This window comes from Thermodesulfobacteriota bacterium (genome assembly GCA_026415035.1).
In the GTDB taxonomy this organism is placed as follows: domain Bacteria; phylum Desulfobacterota; class BSN033; order BSN033; family UBA1163; genus RBG-16-49-23.
On sequence record JAOAHX010000003.1, the window covers coordinates 182,497 to 197,178 of the forward strand.

Genomic DNA, 14,682 nt, shown 5'->3' on the forward strand with positions numbered 1-14,682 from the left:
TGAGGGCTTTCGAAAAAGTTCCGGTTTGTAGGTCTGAGGCTCAAGAGGATGCCCAAGGCTTCCAAGGTGATTGTCCGTTTGAGGGTCAATGGGGAAGATCACCGGATCGCCATCGACCCCCGCCGGACCCTTCTCGACCTGCTCAGAGACGATCTCGAATTGACCGGGGCCAAGAGGGGATGCAACGAAGGGACATGCGGGGCCTGCACCGTCCTCCTCGATGGCCAGGCCATCTATGCCTGCATGACCCTTGCGATCGATTGCGAAGGGAAGTCCATCGAGACCATCGAGGGGCTCGAAAAGAACGGGAGGCTCCACCCGGTCCAGCAGGCCTTCCTCGACCACGATGCCCTTCAGTGCGGTTTCTGCACCCCGGGTCAGATCATGTCTGCTGTGGCCCTGCTCCGGAAATATCCCGTGCCCACCGTGGAGCAAATCGAAGGCCACCTCTCGGGAAACCTTTGCCGTTGCGGCTCGTATCCTAAAATCCTCAAAGCCGTCCTTCAGGCTGGTGAGGTCCTTCGGAGGGAGAAAAGGAGAGATGGCCAAGGTCATTAAAGTGGAAAGGGAGTTCGAAGGCCACCGCTTCGAAGAGTATGCGGTGTTCGAAAGAGAGGAGCTCCGACCCTGGGGATCTGAAAGCGATCTCAAAATCGTCAGCAAGCAGCAGAGGCGGATCGACGGTAGGAAACGGGTCACCGGCCGCGCGATCTATACGGCTGACATGAAGCTTCCCCGGATGCTTTACGGAAAGATCCTCCGAAGCCCTCTTCCACACGCAAAGATCAAAAAGATCGAGACCCGGAAGGCCGAGAGCCTTCCGGGCGTCCGCCTCGTCCTCACCTTCAAAAATGCCCCCAAAATCCCATTTTACGACGGACAGTCCTTCCTTTTCGATAGGACGCTCCGGTATGCCGGCGACGAGATCGCCTGCGTCATCGCGGAGGAAGAGGAGATCTGCGAGGAGGCCCTCGGGCTTATCGAGGTCGATTACCTCCCCCTCCCCTTCGTCCTCGACCCCGAGGAGGCCCTCAAACCGGGCGCTCCAAAGATTCATCCCAATGGAAATCTCTTCAGGGGCGAGCCCGAAATTTATGAACGCGGGGACGTAGAAAAGGGGTTGAAGGAGGCGAGCATCGTCGTCGAGGACGTCTTCAGGACCCAGACCGCCCTCCACAACTCCCTTGAGACGCACGGAAGCCTCGCCCTCTGGGAGGGGGACCGTCTCACGGTCTGGGATTCCACCCAACACATCTTCGGGGTCCGGGAAGCCCTCTCGGAACTTCTCCAACTACCTCTCCACAAAGTTCGGGTCATTCAGAACCATATGGGAGGCGGTTTCGGAAGCAAGACGCGGCTCGGAAAGTATACCCTCCTTGCGGCCATCGCAAGCCGGATGACCGACCGGCCCGTGAGGATCCTCCTCGACCGCCATGAAGAGAATCTTTCCACGGGCAACCGGCCCTCGAGCCTCCAATACCTAAGGATCGGCGCCAAAGAGGACGGAACCCTGACCGCCATCGATCTCAAGGTGATTTCAGCAGGAGGGGCCTACATCGTCTGGCCTCCTGCCGTGGGTGGGCCGGTGAGGCAGCTCTATGCCTGCCCCAATGTGAGGACCGTTCAGTATACCGTCTTTACCAATACGGGACCCATGTCGGCTTTCAGGGCTCCAGGTTATGTAGAAGGGACCTTCGCCCTCGAATCCTTAATGGACGAGTTGGCAAAGAGGTTGGGGATCGATCCCCTCGACCTCCGATTGAAAAATTACGCCGATCATGATCAAGTGACCGGAAGGCCCTACTCCTCCAAAAACCTGAGGGAGGCCTACCGGATCGGTGCAGAGAGGATCGGATGGCAGAGGCGAGAAAGGACGATGGAAGGGCCCAAAAGAAAGGGCTTCGGAATGGCCTCGCAGATCTGGGGGGGAAGCGGAGGGCCTCCTGCCCATGCCCTGATCAAGATAAATCCTGACGGAACAGCCACCGTCATTGCCGGCACACAGGAGATCGGAACCGGCACCCTGACGGCCTTGGCCCAGATCGCTGCAGAAGAACTGGGCTTTCCCATCGAAAACATTTCGGTGGAGATCGGCGATACCCAAACCGGCCCCTACGCTCCGGTGAGCGCAGGGAGCATGAGCCTCGCAAGCGTTGGGCCAGCCGTCCGTCAGGCGGCCCACGACGCTCGCAACCAAATACTCGACCTCTTCTCCCAATTGCTTAACATCCCTCCGGAGTCCCTCACCATCCAGAATTCCAGGATCCATAGCCCTTTCCTCAAGGAACCGATCCAGGTGAAGGACCTCCTCTCTCCCCTGGGGGACTACATGATCATCGGCCGCGGAAGCCGCAGCCCAAATCCCCAGGACGTTAACGTCAATACCTTCGGGGCCCAGTTTGCCGAGGTCGAGGTGGATATCGAGATGGGAGAAGTAGAGGTGAAGAAGATCGTGGCCGTCCACGATTCTGGAAGGATCGTCAACCCCTTGACCTGTTCGAGTCAGATCGAAGGGGGAGTCCTTCAGGGAATTGGATTCGCCCTGACGGAGAATCGCATCGTCGATCGGGTCACAGGTTCGGTGCTTACCGGAGATCTCGAAAATTATAAGATCCCAACCCTATCCGATTGTCCTGAATTGGTGGTGGAGATGATCGATTCACCAGATGCTCGCGCAAATAATCTGGCTTCAAAAGGGGTGGGAGAACCCCCGATCATTCCAACCGCGGCCGCGATCGGAAATGCCGTCGCAGACGCCCTCGGCTGCCGGATCAAGGAACTTCCCATTACGAGGGGAAAAGTGCTCTCTATAATTCAAAAGGGTCGGAGATGAGGCCCTTCGAATTCTTCACCCCTTCCACGATCTCCGAAGCGATAAGGCTCTTAAACAAGCCGCACTCCTATCCTCTCGCAGGGGGGACCGACCTTTTGGGAGAATTGAAGAGGGGAATTCGGAGGGTCGATCGGATGGTCAATCTCAAGGCCATCCCTCGATTGAAGAAAATCGTTGAAGGGAAAATGGTGCGAATCGGTGGCCTCGTTACCCTCGCAGAGATCGAGGAGGCCCCCCTTTTTGCCAAAAGCTTTCCTTTGCTTTCCCAGGCCGCCTCCCTCGTTGCGTCTAAGCAGCTTCGAAACCTGGGCACCCTGGCGGGTAATCTTCTCCAGCGCCCCCGATGCTGGTATTACCGGAACGCCCCCTTCCATTGCTGGCTTAAAGGGGGAAGGGCCTGTTTCGCCATCGGAGGCGAGAATGCTTACCATGCCATCTTAGGAGCCGGTCATTGCCAGGCGGTCCATCCCTCGGACCTGGCCCCAGCGCTGATCGCTTTGGATTCCGAGGTGGAGATCGTGGGACCGAAAGGGAGGCGGAGAATCCCCCTCGAAGCGCTCTACCGGAATCCAACTGAAAGGGATCGTCAGGTGACCCTCCTGAAACGGAACGAGATCATCACCGCCGTCCTCTTGAACCGGCCTTTTAAGGGTTCTAAGGGGATCTTTCTCAAGGCCGGTGATCGAAAGGCCTGGTCCTTTGCCCTTGTGAGCGTCGCGGCCTTCCTCATCCTCAAGGGTGGGAAGGTTTCGAGCCTTCGCCTCGTTTTGGGCGGGGTCGCACCCTATCCTTGGAGGGTAAAGGAGGTGGAAGGGTTCCTCGAAGGAAAGCAGCCCTCGGAGGAACGGATCAGGAGGGCGAGCGAAATGGCCTTGGCGAAGGCGAGGCCCTTGAAGGAGAATGGCTATAAGATCCCTCTGGCCAAGGCCTTGATCGAGAAGGCCTTGACCTCCCTTCTCTGAGCGAACCCAAAGAAAATTTTCCCTCGAGGCCTTAGCCCCCGATCTTTGACAGGAGGAAAGGAGGCTCCACCTCCTGAAGAAGCCTTCTGGCGATGATGAGCCGCATGATCTGGGCCGTTCCCTCGTAGATCTGGATCACCTTCGCATCCCTCATCAATTTCTCGACGGGGTGCCACTTCGTATATCCCATCCCCCCATAGATCTGAACCGCGTCGGTTGTCACCTTCATAGCCATGTCCGAGGCAAAGGCCTTCGCCATGGCCGCCTCCTTTGAGTTGGGCATCCCTCGATCGGCGAGCCATGCGGCCTTGTAGACCAGAAGCCTTGCCGCCTCGATCCCCATCGCCATCTCCGCGAGCATGAATTGAACGGCCTGGTGCTGGGCGATCGGGACTCCGAATTGAACCCTCTTTTTGGCATAACGGGTGGCCAATTCCAAGGCGGTCCTGGCAAGCCCGACCGCTCCCGAGGCGATCATGGGCCGGGTGAGGTCGAGGGCGATCATCGCCTTCTTAAAGCCATCCTCTTCCCCTCCCAAAAGGTTCTCCCTGGGGACCCTCACCTCCCGAAAGAAGACGGGCGTCGTGTTCGAGGCCCGCTGCCCCATCTTGTCGATGGGCTTTCCAGGGCTCACCCCTTTAAGTTCGGATGGGACGATGAGGCAGATGATCCCCTTATGCCTCTTGCTCGGATCGGTCGTTGCGAAGACGAGGTAGAGGTTGGCCACGCCCCCATTGGTAATCCACATCTTGTTCCCGTTGAGGAGGTAGTGATCCCCAGCGTTAACGGCCGTGGTCTTCATGGAGGCCGGGTCGGAGCCGACCGTCACCTCGCTCAGGCAGTAGGAGGCCAGGCTGAATCGGGAGCAGAAGGGCCTGAGAAACCTCTCCTTCTGGTCAGGGGTTCCGAACCGGATGATGGGGTAGAGGGCCAACGTGCTGACGAAGATCGAGACATAGATCCCCATGCAACCCGCGGCCAACTCCTCCGACATGATGCAGGTATCGAGCACGCCCAATCCCTGTCCCCCATACTCCCTCGGAACGAGGGGAGTGAGATAGCCCTCCTGGTGGGCCTGTCTCATGACATCGATGGGAAAGGTGCCCTCCCGATCGTGTCGTTCGGCCACGGGAAGGATGACCTCCTCAGCGAAGCGCCTCGCCTTCGCCTGGAGCTCCTTCTGTTCCTCGCTCAGTTCGAAGCCGATCATCGTCTCCCTCCCTCGTAGCGGTAGAATCCCCTTCCGGTCTTGACGCCTAAATATCCTGCATCCACATACTGCTGGAGGAGCGGACAGGGCCGGTACTTATCCCCAAAGCCCTCCTGGAGGACCTTCATCACGGAGAGAACCGTATCGAGCCCCACGAAGTCTGCCAGCTCCAGCGGCCCCATCGGATGGTTGGCGCCCATCTTCATGATGGCGTCGATCTCCTCGGCCTTCCCCAGGCCTTCGTAGAGGGCGTAGATGGCCTCGTTCATGTAGCTGAAGATCAGACGGCTCGAGACGAAGCCCGGAAAATCGGCCGCCTCCAGGGGGGTCTTTCCCAGCTTCAGGCTCAACTCCTTCGTGATCTGAAAGGTCTCTTCCGAGGTCGCAAGCCCCCGGATGATCTCGATCAGCTTCATCACCGGCGCTGGGTTGAAGAAGTGCATCCCGATGACCCGATCGGGATGATGGGTCACCGAGGCGATCTTCGTAATCGGGATCGAGGAGGTGTTGCTCGCCAGGATGGCCTGGCGCGGGATCACCTCTTCGAGCCTTTTAAAAATCTCCCACTTTAAAGGGAGATGTTCCGTGGCCGCCTCGATGACGAAATCGCATCGAGAAAGATCCCCGATCTCCACCGTCGTGGAAAGTCTCTGAAGACACCTCTCCTTCTCCTCCTGGGCCATCTTTCCCTTCTCGACCCTCCTTGCCAGGTCGGCCACGATCCTCCCCTTTCCCTTCTCGAGTGCCTCCTGGGTGACATCCCGCATCACGACCTCATATCCCGAGGTGAGCGCCACCACGGCGATGCCGCTGCCCATCTGGCCTGCTCCGACCACTCCGATCCTCTTGATCTCCATCTCCATCACCCCTTTTTACGTTTTTTAGGAATTATAACCCGGCTACAACGAATTCAAAACCGTCCGCTTTGGAAGGTTGCGGAAGAGGCCCCTCTTTGTTATATTGATTTCATTTATTGGGGGGAAAAATCTGTAAAGAAAGAGGGAAAAGAAGATGAGAAAAAGGATGGTGGGGTTATTATTCATTTTTTTGTTCCTTGGAACCCTCGGGGTCTACGCCCAGGAAAAGGCGAAAGTGGCCTATCCGGAAGGTTACCGGGATTGGACCCACGTGAAGTCGATGCTCATCTTCGACCCCAAACACCCTCTCTTCAACTCCTTCGGCGGGATCCATCACATCTATGTCAACAAAAAAGGGCTGGAAGCTTATAAGAAGGGCGGGGCCTTCCCGGATGGCGCCGTCATCGTCTTCGATCTCTTGGAGGCAACGGTCGATCAAGGAGCCTATGTGGAAGGGCCAAGGAAATTCATCGGCGTCATGCAGAAGGACTCGAAAAAATTCAAAGAGACCGGCGGTTGGGGATTCGAGGCCTTCGAAAAGGATACGAAAAAATCCTTCGTGAAAGACGGGGGCAAGAGCTGCTACGACTGCCACCTCGGCCAGAAGGAAAAGGATTACGTCTTTTCGAAGTATCGTCCCTGAAGGGCCTTCATTCTTCGACAAGGGGAGATTGAATCCTTAAGGGAGCGGGAGTCGTTTAAATCGTATGTCTGTTCAAGGGGGAGGTGGCCTCTTTTTTGCGATACTCTTGGGGTTCGTTTTCATCCTCCCTCCCTCCCTCCTTTTTTCTCATACCGACCATCCCCCACAAACGCCTGTGGCCCCACCGGGGGTAGGGATCGACGAAAAACTGGGTCAGGCGCTCCCTCTCCATCTCGCCTTTAATGACGAAACAGGAAGGCCCGTCACCCTGAAAGAGGTGATCCATAAACCCACGATCTTTACGCCCGTCTTTTACGCCTGCCCTGACGTCTGTAACTTCCTCCTCTCCAACCTCGCCAGCGCCCTCAACCGTCTGCCTTCCACTCCGGGCGAGGACTACCTCGTCCTCTCCGTAAGTTTCGATGAGACCGAAACGCCCCAGCTCGCCTCCGAGAAGAAGGGGCTCTATCTCAAGATGATCGAAAGGCCCTTTCCGGAGACGGCCTGGAGGTTTTTGACGGGCGAGAAGGAGAACATCCTTCGGTTGACCGATGCCGCGGGGTTCCATTTCAGACGGGAAGGGAAGAATTTCCTCCACCCTGTTGCCGTGATCGTCCTCTCTCCTGAAGGGAAGATCACCCGGTATCTTTACGGTACCGAAATCCTTCCCTTCGATTTGAGGATGGCCCTCCTCGAGGCCTCTGAGGGAAGGACCGGCCCGACCATCGCCAAGGTCCTGAGGTTCTGTTTCAGTTACGATCCGAAGGGTCGCCGGTATGTCTTCAATACTTTAAAAATCACGGGGATCGTCACGTTGACCTTTGCTCTGTCCTTCGTCCTCTTCCTCTTCTGGAGAGGGAGGAAGAGAAGGGCCTCGAAGGCGGATTAATTTTATGAAGAGTTTTTACGAAGAGGAAGGGAGATTTAAAGGGATCGGGGCCTGGATCTTCTCCACTGACCATAAGCGGATCGGATTGCTCTACCTCGTCTCGATCCTCTCCTTCTACGGGGTCGGAGTCCTCTTGGGCTTTCTCATGCGGCTCGAACTGATCGCGCCCGGTCCCACGGTGATGAGGCCCCAGACCTACAATGCCATCTTCACCCTCCACGGCGTCATCATGATCTTTCTCTTCGTCATCCCGGGGATTCCGGCCATCTTCGGGAACTTCTTCCTTCCCATCCAGATCGGCGCAAGGGATGTGGCCTTTCCGAAAATCAACCTCCTCTCCTGGTGGGTCTACATGCTCGGGGCTGCCTTAGCCCTCCTCTCCCTTTTTACGGGCGGGGGTCCCATCGACACCGGCTGGACCTTCTATGTCCCTTACAGTCTGAGGACACCCGTCAACGTCCCCCTGGCCGTCCTTGGCGTCTTCGTCCTCGGATTCTCGTCGATCCTGACCGGGATCAACTTCGTGACCACGACCCATCAGCTCCGGGCACCCGGGATGAGTTGGTTCCGCCTTCCCCTCTTCGTCTGGGGGATCTATGCCACGGCTTGGATCCAGATCCTCGTCACGCCCGTGGTGGGGATCACCCTCCTCCTCACCCTGATGGAGCGGTTGATGGGCGTGGGCGTCTTCGACCCGACCAAGGGAGGGGATCCCCTTCTCTACCAGCACCTCTTCTGGATCTACTCTCATCCAGCGGTCTACATCATGATCCTTCCGGCCATGGGGATCATCTCGGAGATCCTTCCGGTCTTCGCCCGGAGGACGATCTTCGGGTACAAGGCCATCGCCTTCTCCAGCCTCGCCATCGCCCTTGTGGGCTCCTTCGTCTGGGGACACCACATGTTCGTGAGCGGCCAGAGCGACGTGGCCTCCGTCGTCTTCTCGCTCTTGACCTTCTTGGTGGCCGTCCCGAGTGGCGTGAAGGTCTTCAACTGGGTCGCCACGCTCTACAAGGGTTCGATCGAGGTCGCCCCGCCCTTCCTCTTCGCCCTCAGTTTCATCTTCCTCTTCGCCATTGGCGGTCTGACCGGCCTCTTCCAGGGAGCCCTCGCCACGGACGTCCACCTCCACGACACCTACTGGGTGGTGGGACACTTCCATTACGTCATCTTCGGCGGGACGGGCTTTGCCATCTTCGCCGCGCTCCACTACTGGTTTCCGAAGATGTTCGGAAGGATGTATCATAAAAAGGTTCCCTATGTCGCATGGGCCCTCCTCTTTTCCGGATTTAACCTGCTCTACTTCCCGATGCTCCTTCTGGGCTGGCAAGGGATGCCGAGGAGGTACTACGACTACCTCCCTCAGTTCCATTCTTTTCAGCTCATTTCTACGATCGGTTCCTGGATCCTGATCGGAGGGCTGATTCTGATGTTCGGAAACCTCCTCCGCTCCCTCTTCAAAGGGGAGAGGGCGGAGGAAAATCCATGGGGAGGGGCCACGCTCGAATGGCAGATCCCCTCGCCTCCCCCGAAGGAAAACTTCGAGACCATCCCCCATGTGGAGACCGGACCCTATGAGTTTAGAAGATAGAGAGGAGATCGGCTCGACCCTCGGGATGTGGCTCTTCCTCCTTTCGGAGGTCCTCCTTTTCGGAGGGCTCTTCATCCTCTACTCGGTCTACCGTTTCAACCACTCCCATATCTTCCATCTCTCCGCCGAAGCCCTCGATCGCCCCATCGGCGCCCTCAATACGGTCATCCTCCTCACCAGCAGCCTGACCATGGCCCTCTCCATCTTCTTCTTAAAAAAGGGGCAGACGCGAAGCTCCCTCACCTTTCTCGCCCTGACCATCTCCTTAGGGTGCCTCTTCCTCCTCATCAAGGCGATCGAATGGTCATCCAAGATTCATCACGGGGTCTTTCCCAATGCGCCGGCCCTTCTCGAAAGGGAGCGGGGGGAGGTCCTCTTCTACGGCCTCTACTATTCGATGACAGGCCTTCACGGCCTCCATGTCCTCGTCGGTGTGGGTGTCCTTATCGTCATGGCCTTCTTGATCGTCAGGGGAAGGGTGAACCCCCAAAGGTTCCTCCCTCTCGAAAATGCAGGGCTCTACTGGCACCTGGTCGATATCCTATGGGTCTTTCTCTTCCCCCTCTTCTATTTGATCACCTGAGCGGAGGAAGGTCGGAGTGGAGACTTACGTGCGGGTTTGGTTGATCCTCATCGTCCTCACCGGGCTTGCCGTCTCCACGGCAGGGATGGATATAGGGAAAGGGGGACTGGTCCTCGCCCTTTTCATCGCCTTCGTCAAATCGGGTCTGATCCTCAACTACTTCATGCATCTCAGGGAAGGGAAGAAGATCCGGTTGATCCGGTGGATGATCCCGGGGATTTTGGCCCTTTTGGTCCTCTTCATCGGCATCACCTTTCTCGATATCGCTCTACGTTAGACGTTTGATCGCTTGGGGAGATCATGGTCCGCGGCTTGACAGGCCTTTCCGAAGAGATCGTTCAGAGCGTCTTCCTCTACATCGCGGTGATCTCCATCGCCATCCTGGTCCTGATCACCTCCCTCATGATTTACTTCACCTATCGATACCACCGGAGGAGGAACCCGAACCCCCGAGACATCCGGGGAAACCTCTGGCTCGAGATCCTCTGGACCGTCGTCCCCACCCTCCTCGTGCTCTCCATGTTCTATTATGGATGGACGGGGTTCCATGCCCTGAGGAAGGTGCCGGAAGGGGCCCTCAAGGTAAAGGTGAGCGCCCGGACCTGGTCCTGGCTCTTCGAATATGAGAACGGCCTGAAAACGACCGAACTCTTCATTCCAGAAGGGAGGCCCGTTCACCTCCGGCTCTCCTCCCTCGATGTGATCCACAGTTTTTACATCCCGGCCTTCCGGGTCAAACAGGATGCCGTGCCGGGCATGACGACCTCCCTCTGGTTCAGGGCGAAAGAGGCCGGAACCTACGACGTCCTCTGCGCCGAATACTGTGGCCAACAGCATGCCTACATGCTCACAAAGGTGAGGGTCCTCAAGGAGGAGGAGTTTAATCGCTGGTACGAAGATAAAGGAAAGGAACTGGAAAAGGAGAGGCGGGCAGGCCTTCCAAGAGGGGAGCGTCTGATCCTCGAGAAAGGGTGCCTCGCCTGCCACAGCACCGACGGAACGCCCAGGGTGGGGCCGACCCTCAAGGGCATCTTCGGAAAGACCGTGACCGTCATCACGGAGGGAAAGGAGAGGCAGGTCCGGGTCGACGAGGCCTATCTCCTCAGGTCGCTGCTCGAACCGAACGCCGATCTGGTCAAGGGGTTCCAGCCCATCATGCCCAGCCAGAAGGGCATCTCGACCGAAGAAGAGCTAAAGGAACTGGTCCGGTATATGAAGGAGCTGAAATGAGGTCCATGCTCGCCCTTCTCTCCCTGTTGGCTGATCTCACGAAGTGGAAACTCTCTCTCTTCGTCGCCCTCTCCGCGGCCACAGGTTACCTTCTGGCCGATCGGACAACCCCATTGGAGATGGTCCCGATGCTTCTGGCCACCTTTCTTCTCGCCTCGGGCGCCTCAGGCCTCAACCAGTACCAGGAAAGAAGGGAGGATGGTTTGATGGAGAGGACGAAAGGCCGGCCCATTCCTTCGGGAAGGCTCTCTCCTGAGGCGGGCCTATTGATCTCCATCCTCCTCCTCTTCTTCGGGTCAATCTCGCTCCTGTTGGCCGCAACATGGAAAACCTTCCTTTTGGCCATGTCGGCGCTGTTTCTCTATAACGCCGTCTACACACCTCTGAAGAAGAGGACGCTCCTTGCCATCGTTCCAGGGGCATGGGTCGGAGCCATCCCTCCTGCCATGGGCTGGACGTCGGGAGGCGGGGGCATCGAACCCCAGATCTTGGCCCTCTGCACCTTCCTCTTCCTCTGGCAGTTTCCCCACACCTATTTTCTGCTTCAGAGCTATCGAAAGGACTACCTGAAGGCCGGCTTCGCCCCTCTCCTTCAAAGGGGGGAGGATCTCCTGCCGGAGAAGGTTCTTTGGGTCTGGATCATGGCCACGGTGGTCTCGAGCCTCCTCATCCCATTTTTTGGGAGCGATCCTTCCCTCTGGAACCTTTTCGTCCTCACCTCGCTGGGTCTCCTCCTCATCTACAAGACGACGAGGAGGCTCCTTTTCGGGGTTCCGAGAGGCTCTTTGCGTTTCGCCTTTCGAGCGGTTAATCTTTATATGTTGTCCGTGTTGTTGCTTCTGAATCTGGACCGGATCGTCAGGATCGGCTAAGTCGACCTTTCCATGAGAAAAAAGATCGGGATCCTCCTCGGCCTCCTCCTCTTCCTCCTTCTCTCCATCGTGGTCTACCACCGCCTTCAGGTTCAGACGAAAAAGGCCTTCTTCGCCCTCTTCCCGATCTTCTCCTACGCCTCGGTCCCGCAACCCGTCCTCTTCAATCACCCCATCCACAAAGAGAGGGCCAACCTCGACTGCACCTTCTGCCATCGCTACGTGGAGAGTCACCGGGTGGCAGGAATCCCCAACATTGACCTCTGTCGGGCCTGCCACTCCACGGAGGCCCTCAGCAAAAGGGCAGAGGCCCTCAAAGTGGTCAAGTACGTCCAAGCGAACCGACCCATCCCCTGGAAGAGGATGTACGAGATGCCCAAATTCGTCGTCTTCCCCCACTGGGTCCATGTCCAGAACGGGGTGGAATGCGCCGTCTGCCATGGCCTGACGGCGATCAAAGAGAGGCCGGTCAAGATGGTCGATCGAAACTATATGGATTGGTGCCTCGACTGCCATCGGAGGAGAAATGCCAGCATCGACTGCTATGCTTGTCACTCCAGCTGATCGTTGGAAGGAAACGGGCCATAATTAATCTCGAACCATGAAGATTAACAGGCGGCAACTCTTGAAGATGATCGGCGCGGCCACCTTCGGGATGGTCCTTCCCGAGGAACTCCTCCACGCCCTTCCGGAGGAAGGGGAATGGATCCCTTACGAAGAATACTGGACCAAAGGCGTCTGCCTCCAGTGCCCGAGCGGCTGCGGCCTCAGGATCCGTCTCGTCAACGGCTGGCCGGTTAAGATCGAGGGAAACAAAGAGTATCCCATCAACCGAGGAAGGCTCTGCCCCAAGGGACAGGCAGGCCTCCAGGTCCTCTACGATCCCGACCGGATCCGTAATCCCCTCAAACGGAAGGGAAAGCGAGGAGAGGGCCTCTGGGAAAGAATCTCCTGGGACGAGGCTATCGGCCTTCTGACCCGACGTCTGAAGGAGCTTCGGGAGAAGGGGCAACCCCATCGCCTCCTCCTCCTCGGAGGAAGGTCCCGGGGCCATATGACCGAGTTGATAAAGAGATTTATGGAAGCCTATGGTTCTCCCAATCTCCTCTTGAATCCCTCCCGCGGGTCGGAGGGGATCTTGAAGGGACATCTCTTCACCATGGGCGAGAGAGACTTCCTCTCCATCCACTGGCCGGAGACACGGTACGTCCTCTCCTTCGGGGCAAGCCTTCTCGAGGCCTCCAGATCATCGATGCTCAATCTCAGAGGATATGGATGGCTGAGGCGGGGAAGGCCGGGACTGAGAGGGAAACTCGTCCAGATCGAACCGCGATTCTCGGTCACCGCCTCGAAGGCGGATCAGTGGGTCCCGATCGAGCCGGGAACGGATGGGGCCCTTGCCCTCGGCATCGCCCACTGCCTCGTCAAAGAGAAGCAATACGACGAGGCATTCGTCACCCGCTTCACCTTCGGCTTCGAGGACTGGAGAGATCCCGATGGGAGAGGCCATCTCGGGTTCAAGACGCTCCTCCTGAAGGAGTATCCTCCTCAAAAGGTTTCCAAGATCACCGGTGTCCCGGAGGAGACGATCCTCCAGCTGGCCCGGGAATTCTCTTCCCATCGACCCTCGATCGCCCTCTCCGGAAGGGGAGCGGGGATGCAGACCAACGGCACTTACACCCAGATGGCGATCGACGCCCTCAATGCGCTTGCGGGTTCGATCGATACGCCAGGAGGGCTCCTCCGGCAACTCCCTCCTCCCTTCCAGAGGTGGCGGCCCCCTCTCAGAGACGGGATTGCGGAAAAGGGCCTCTCCAGACCGCGGATCGACGGAGCAGGAGACCTACCCTTCCCATTCGCCCAAGAGGTTCCCTACCTGCTTCCGGAGAGACTCGAAAGAGGAGAGCCCTATCCCATCGATACGCTCCTCCTCTACTATACCAATCCCATCTTCAGCCTTCCCGCTTCGATCAGATTTAAGGAGGCGTTGGAGAAGGTCCCCTTCATCGTGAGCTTCTCCCCTTTTATGGACGAGACCACAAGGATGGCCGACCTCGTCCTTCCCGACGGCACCTATTTCGAGCGGTGGCAGGACGACCTGCCCGAACCGGGGCCGGGATATCCGGTGATCGGGTTGAGACGGCCCGTTTTGAGCAGACCCCTTCAGGATGTCCGCAATTCCGGCGACGTCCTGATCGGGATCGCAAAGGGATTGGGTGGGACCGTGGCCGCTTCTTTTCCTTGGAAGGACATGAGGGAGGCCATCGCCGAGGCCCTTCAAGGCCTCTTCCGTGCCAAACGGGAATCGTTTGGGAAAGAGAATTTTGAAGAATTTTTGAAAGCCTTGGCAGAGGCGGGAGGATGGTGGGAGGAATCCTATCCCTTCGGCCGGTGGCGGCAGCGATTCGATACGCCCTCGGGAAAGTTCGAGTTCTACTCCCTTGCCATGGAACGCGGCCTCAGGGAGGTTTCGAAGAGACGGTCGAGGCCGATCGATTCGATCCTCGAAGAATTGAAGATCGAGGCAAGGGGAGATAGGGTCTACCTTCCCCACTACGAAAAACCACGGCTCGTCGGAGACGAGAAGGAGTTCCCCTTCCGCCTCATCCACTACAAGCTGATGACCACGGCGGAGGGAAGGGGGGCCAACCAGCCCTATCTCCAGGAGATCTTCGGCCCCCATCTTAAGGAGAAATGGAATGCCTGGGTGGAGATCCATCCGGAAACCGCTCGCGGCCTTGGAATAGAAGATGGGGATCTCGTCTGGGTGGAGTCGATGGCCGGTCGATTCAAGACCAAGGCAAGGCTCTTCGCCGGGACCCACCCGGGATGCGTTCAGATCCCTTACGGTCAGGGCCATCGGGCCTATGGTCGTTGGGCCGAAGGGAGGGGGGTAAATCCAAACGACCTGATCGTCAGGGAGTACGATTATCTTGGCGGATTTTTGTCGCCCTTTGCCACGCGAGTGAAGGTCTACAAGGCCTAGATGCCGGGTCCATAAAAAGGGACTGG

At 57.7% G+C, this 14,682-nt stretch carries 14 protein-coding genes; 12 read left to right on the forward strand and 2 right to left on the reverse strand.

The window, feature by feature from the left end:
• The first annotated feature begins 48 nt into the window (after positions 1–48).
• From N3G78_03470 to N3G78_03480, 3 genes are read left to right on the forward strand one after another with little or no spacing between them, the layout of a single operon-like run.
• Positions 49–558 carry a (2Fe-2S)-binding protein gene (locus N3G78_03470; protein ID MCX8116980.1) on the forward strand — a complete coding sequence of 170 codons (510 nt, stop codon included), beginning with the start codon at positions 49–51 and terminating at the stop codon, positions 556–558.
• Positions 542–2,833, forward strand: coding sequence for a xanthine dehydrogenase family protein molybdopterin-binding subunit (locus tag N3G78_03475; GenBank protein MCX8116981.1), 2,292 nt, complete (start codon positions 542–544; stop codon positions 2,831–2,833). The genes N3G78_03470 and N3G78_03475 overlap by 17 nt, the downstream gene beginning before the upstream one ends.
• Positions 2,830–3,795, forward strand: coding sequence for a xanthine dehydrogenase family protein subunit M (locus tag N3G78_03480; GenBank protein ID MCX8116982.1), 966 nt, complete (start codon positions 2,830–2,832; stop codon positions 3,793–3,795). The genes N3G78_03475 and N3G78_03480 overlap by 4 nt, the downstream gene beginning before the upstream one ends.
• Before the next feature lie 31 nt (positions 3,796–3,826).
• On the opposite strand, the gene N3G78_03485 is transcribed toward N3G78_03480, so the two are convergent.
• Positions 3,827–5,005 (reverse strand): acyl-CoA dehydrogenase family protein, encoded by a 1,179-nt coding sequence (locus N3G78_03485; protein MCX8116983.1) that lies wholly within the window; start codon positions 5,003–5,005, stop codon positions 3,827–3,829.
• Positions 5,002–5,862 carry a 3-hydroxybutyryl-CoA dehydrogenase gene (locus N3G78_03490; GenBank protein MCX8116984.1) on the reverse strand — a complete coding sequence of 287 codons (861 nt, stop codon included), beginning with the start codon at positions 5,860–5,862 and terminating at the stop codon, positions 5,002–5,004. The genes N3G78_03485 and N3G78_03490 overlap by 4 nt, the downstream gene beginning before the upstream one ends.
• A 154-nt stretch (positions 5,863–6,016) precedes the next feature.
• On the opposite strand from N3G78_03490, the gene N3G78_03495 reads away from it, so the two are divergent.
• From N3G78_03495 to N3G78_03535, 9 genes are all read left to right on the forward strand, one after another.
• The gene (locus tag N3G78_03495) at positions 6,017–6,505 is read left to right on the forward strand and encodes a cytochrome P460 family protein (GenBank protein MCX8116985.1); all 489 of its coding nucleotides are present in this window, start codon (positions 6,017–6,019) and stop codon (positions 6,503–6,505) included.
• 64 nt (positions 6,506–6,569) lie between these two features.
• Positions 6,570–7,394 (forward strand): SCO family protein, encoded by an 825-nt coding sequence (locus tag N3G78_03500; protein MCX8116986.1) that lies wholly within the window; start codon positions 6,570–6,572, stop codon positions 7,392–7,394.
• A gap of 4 nt (positions 7,395–7,398) precedes the next feature.
• Entirely contained in the window at positions 7,399–8,985 is a 1,587-nt protein-coding gene (gene ctaD / locus N3G78_03505; protein ID MCX8116987.1) for a cytochrome c oxidase subunit I, read from the forward strand.
• Positions 8,969–9,568, forward strand: a complete 600-nt coding sequence (locus N3G78_03510; GenBank protein MCX8116988.1) for a cytochrome c oxidase subunit 3 — start codon at positions 8,969–8,971, stop codon at positions 9,566–9,568. Before ctaD ends, N3G78_03510 begins: the two co-directional genes overlap by 17 nt.
• Positions 9,569–9,584: 16 nt before the next feature.
• Positions 9,585–9,845: a cytochrome C oxidase subunit IV family protein gene (locus N3G78_03515; GenBank protein ID MCX8116989.1), complete on the forward strand. Its 261-nt coding sequence runs from the start codon at positions 9,585–9,587 to the stop codon at positions 9,843–9,845.
• Positions 9,846–9,868: 23 nt separating this feature from the next.
• A complete protein-coding gene (gene coxB / locus N3G78_03520) occupies positions 9,869–10,798 on the forward strand; it encodes a cytochrome c oxidase subunit II (GenBank protein MCX8116990.1) in 930 nt (309 codons plus the stop codon).
• Positions 10,795–11,670 (forward strand): protoheme IX farnesyltransferase, encoded by an 876-nt coding sequence (locus N3G78_03525; protein ID MCX8116991.1) that lies wholly within the window; start codon positions 10,795–10,797, stop codon positions 11,668–11,670. Before coxB ends, N3G78_03525 begins: the two co-directional genes overlap by 4 nt.
• A 12-nt stretch (positions 11,671–11,682) precedes the next feature.
• Positions 11,683–12,234 (forward strand): cytochrome c family protein, encoded by a 552-nt coding sequence (locus tag N3G78_03530; GenBank protein ID MCX8116992.1) that lies wholly within the window; start codon positions 11,683–11,685, stop codon positions 12,232–12,234.
• A 37-nt stretch (positions 12,235–12,271) separates the two neighbouring features.
• Positions 12,272–14,656 carry a molybdopterin-dependent oxidoreductase gene (locus tag N3G78_03535; protein MCX8116993.1) on the forward strand — a complete coding sequence of 795 codons (2,385 nt, stop codon included), beginning with the start codon at positions 12,272–12,274 and terminating at the stop codon, positions 14,654–14,656.
• Positions 14,657–14,682: the final 26 nt, after the last annotated feature.

What these genes read in the sequence shown, in the direction of transcription:
- N3G78_03470 (MCX8116980.1), top strand. Translation starts at nt 49, where the DNA reads ATGCCCAAGGCTTCCAAGGTGATTGTCCGTTTGAGGGTCAATGGGGAA.
- N3G78_03475 (MCX8116981.1), top strand. Translation starts at nt 542, where the DNA reads ATGGCCAAGGTCATTAAAGTGGAAAGGGAGTTCGAAGGCCACCGCTTC.
- N3G78_03480 (MCX8116982.1), top strand. Translation starts at nt 2,830, where the DNA reads ATGAGGCCCTTCGAATTCTTCACCCCTTCCACGATCTCCGAAGCGATA.
- N3G78_03485 (MCX8116983.1), bottom strand. Translation starts at nt 5,005, where the DNA reads ATGATCGGCTTCGAACTGAGCGAGGAACAGAAGGAGCTCCAGGCGAAG.
- N3G78_03490 (MCX8116984.1), bottom strand. Translation starts at nt 5,862, where the DNA reads ATGGAGATCAAGAGGATCGGAGTGGTCGGAGCAGGCCAGATGGGCAGC.
- N3G78_03495 (MCX8116985.1), top strand. Translation starts at nt 6,017, where the DNA reads ATGAGAAAAAGGATGGTGGGGTTATTATTCATTTTTTTGTTCCTTGGA.
- N3G78_03500 (MCX8116986.1), top strand. Translation starts at nt 6,570, where the DNA reads ATGTCTGTTCAAGGGGGAGGTGGCCTCTTTTTTGCGATACTCTTGGGG.
- ctaD (MCX8116987.1), top strand. Translation starts at nt 7,399, where the DNA reads ATGAAGAGTTTTTACGAAGAGGAAGGGAGATTTAAAGGGATCGGGGCC.
- N3G78_03510 (MCX8116988.1), top strand. Translation starts at nt 8,969, where the DNA reads ATGAGTTTAGAAGATAGAGAGGAGATCGGCTCGACCCTCGGGATGTGG.
- coxB (MCX8116990.1), top strand. Translation starts at nt 9,869, where the DNA reads ATGGTCCGCGGCTTGACAGGCCTTTCCGAAGAGATCGTTCAGAGCGTC.
- N3G78_03525 (MCX8116991.1), top strand. Translation starts at nt 10,795, where the DNA reads ATGAGGTCCATGCTCGCCCTTCTCTCCCTGTTGGCTGATCTCACGAAG.
- N3G78_03530 (MCX8116992.1), top strand. Translation starts at nt 11,683, where the DNA reads ATGAGAAAAAAGATCGGGATCCTCCTCGGCCTCCTCCTCTTCCTCCTT.
- N3G78_03535 (MCX8116993.1), top strand. Translation starts at nt 12,272, where the DNA reads ATGAAGATTAACAGGCGGCAACTCTTGAAGATGATCGGCGCGGCCACC.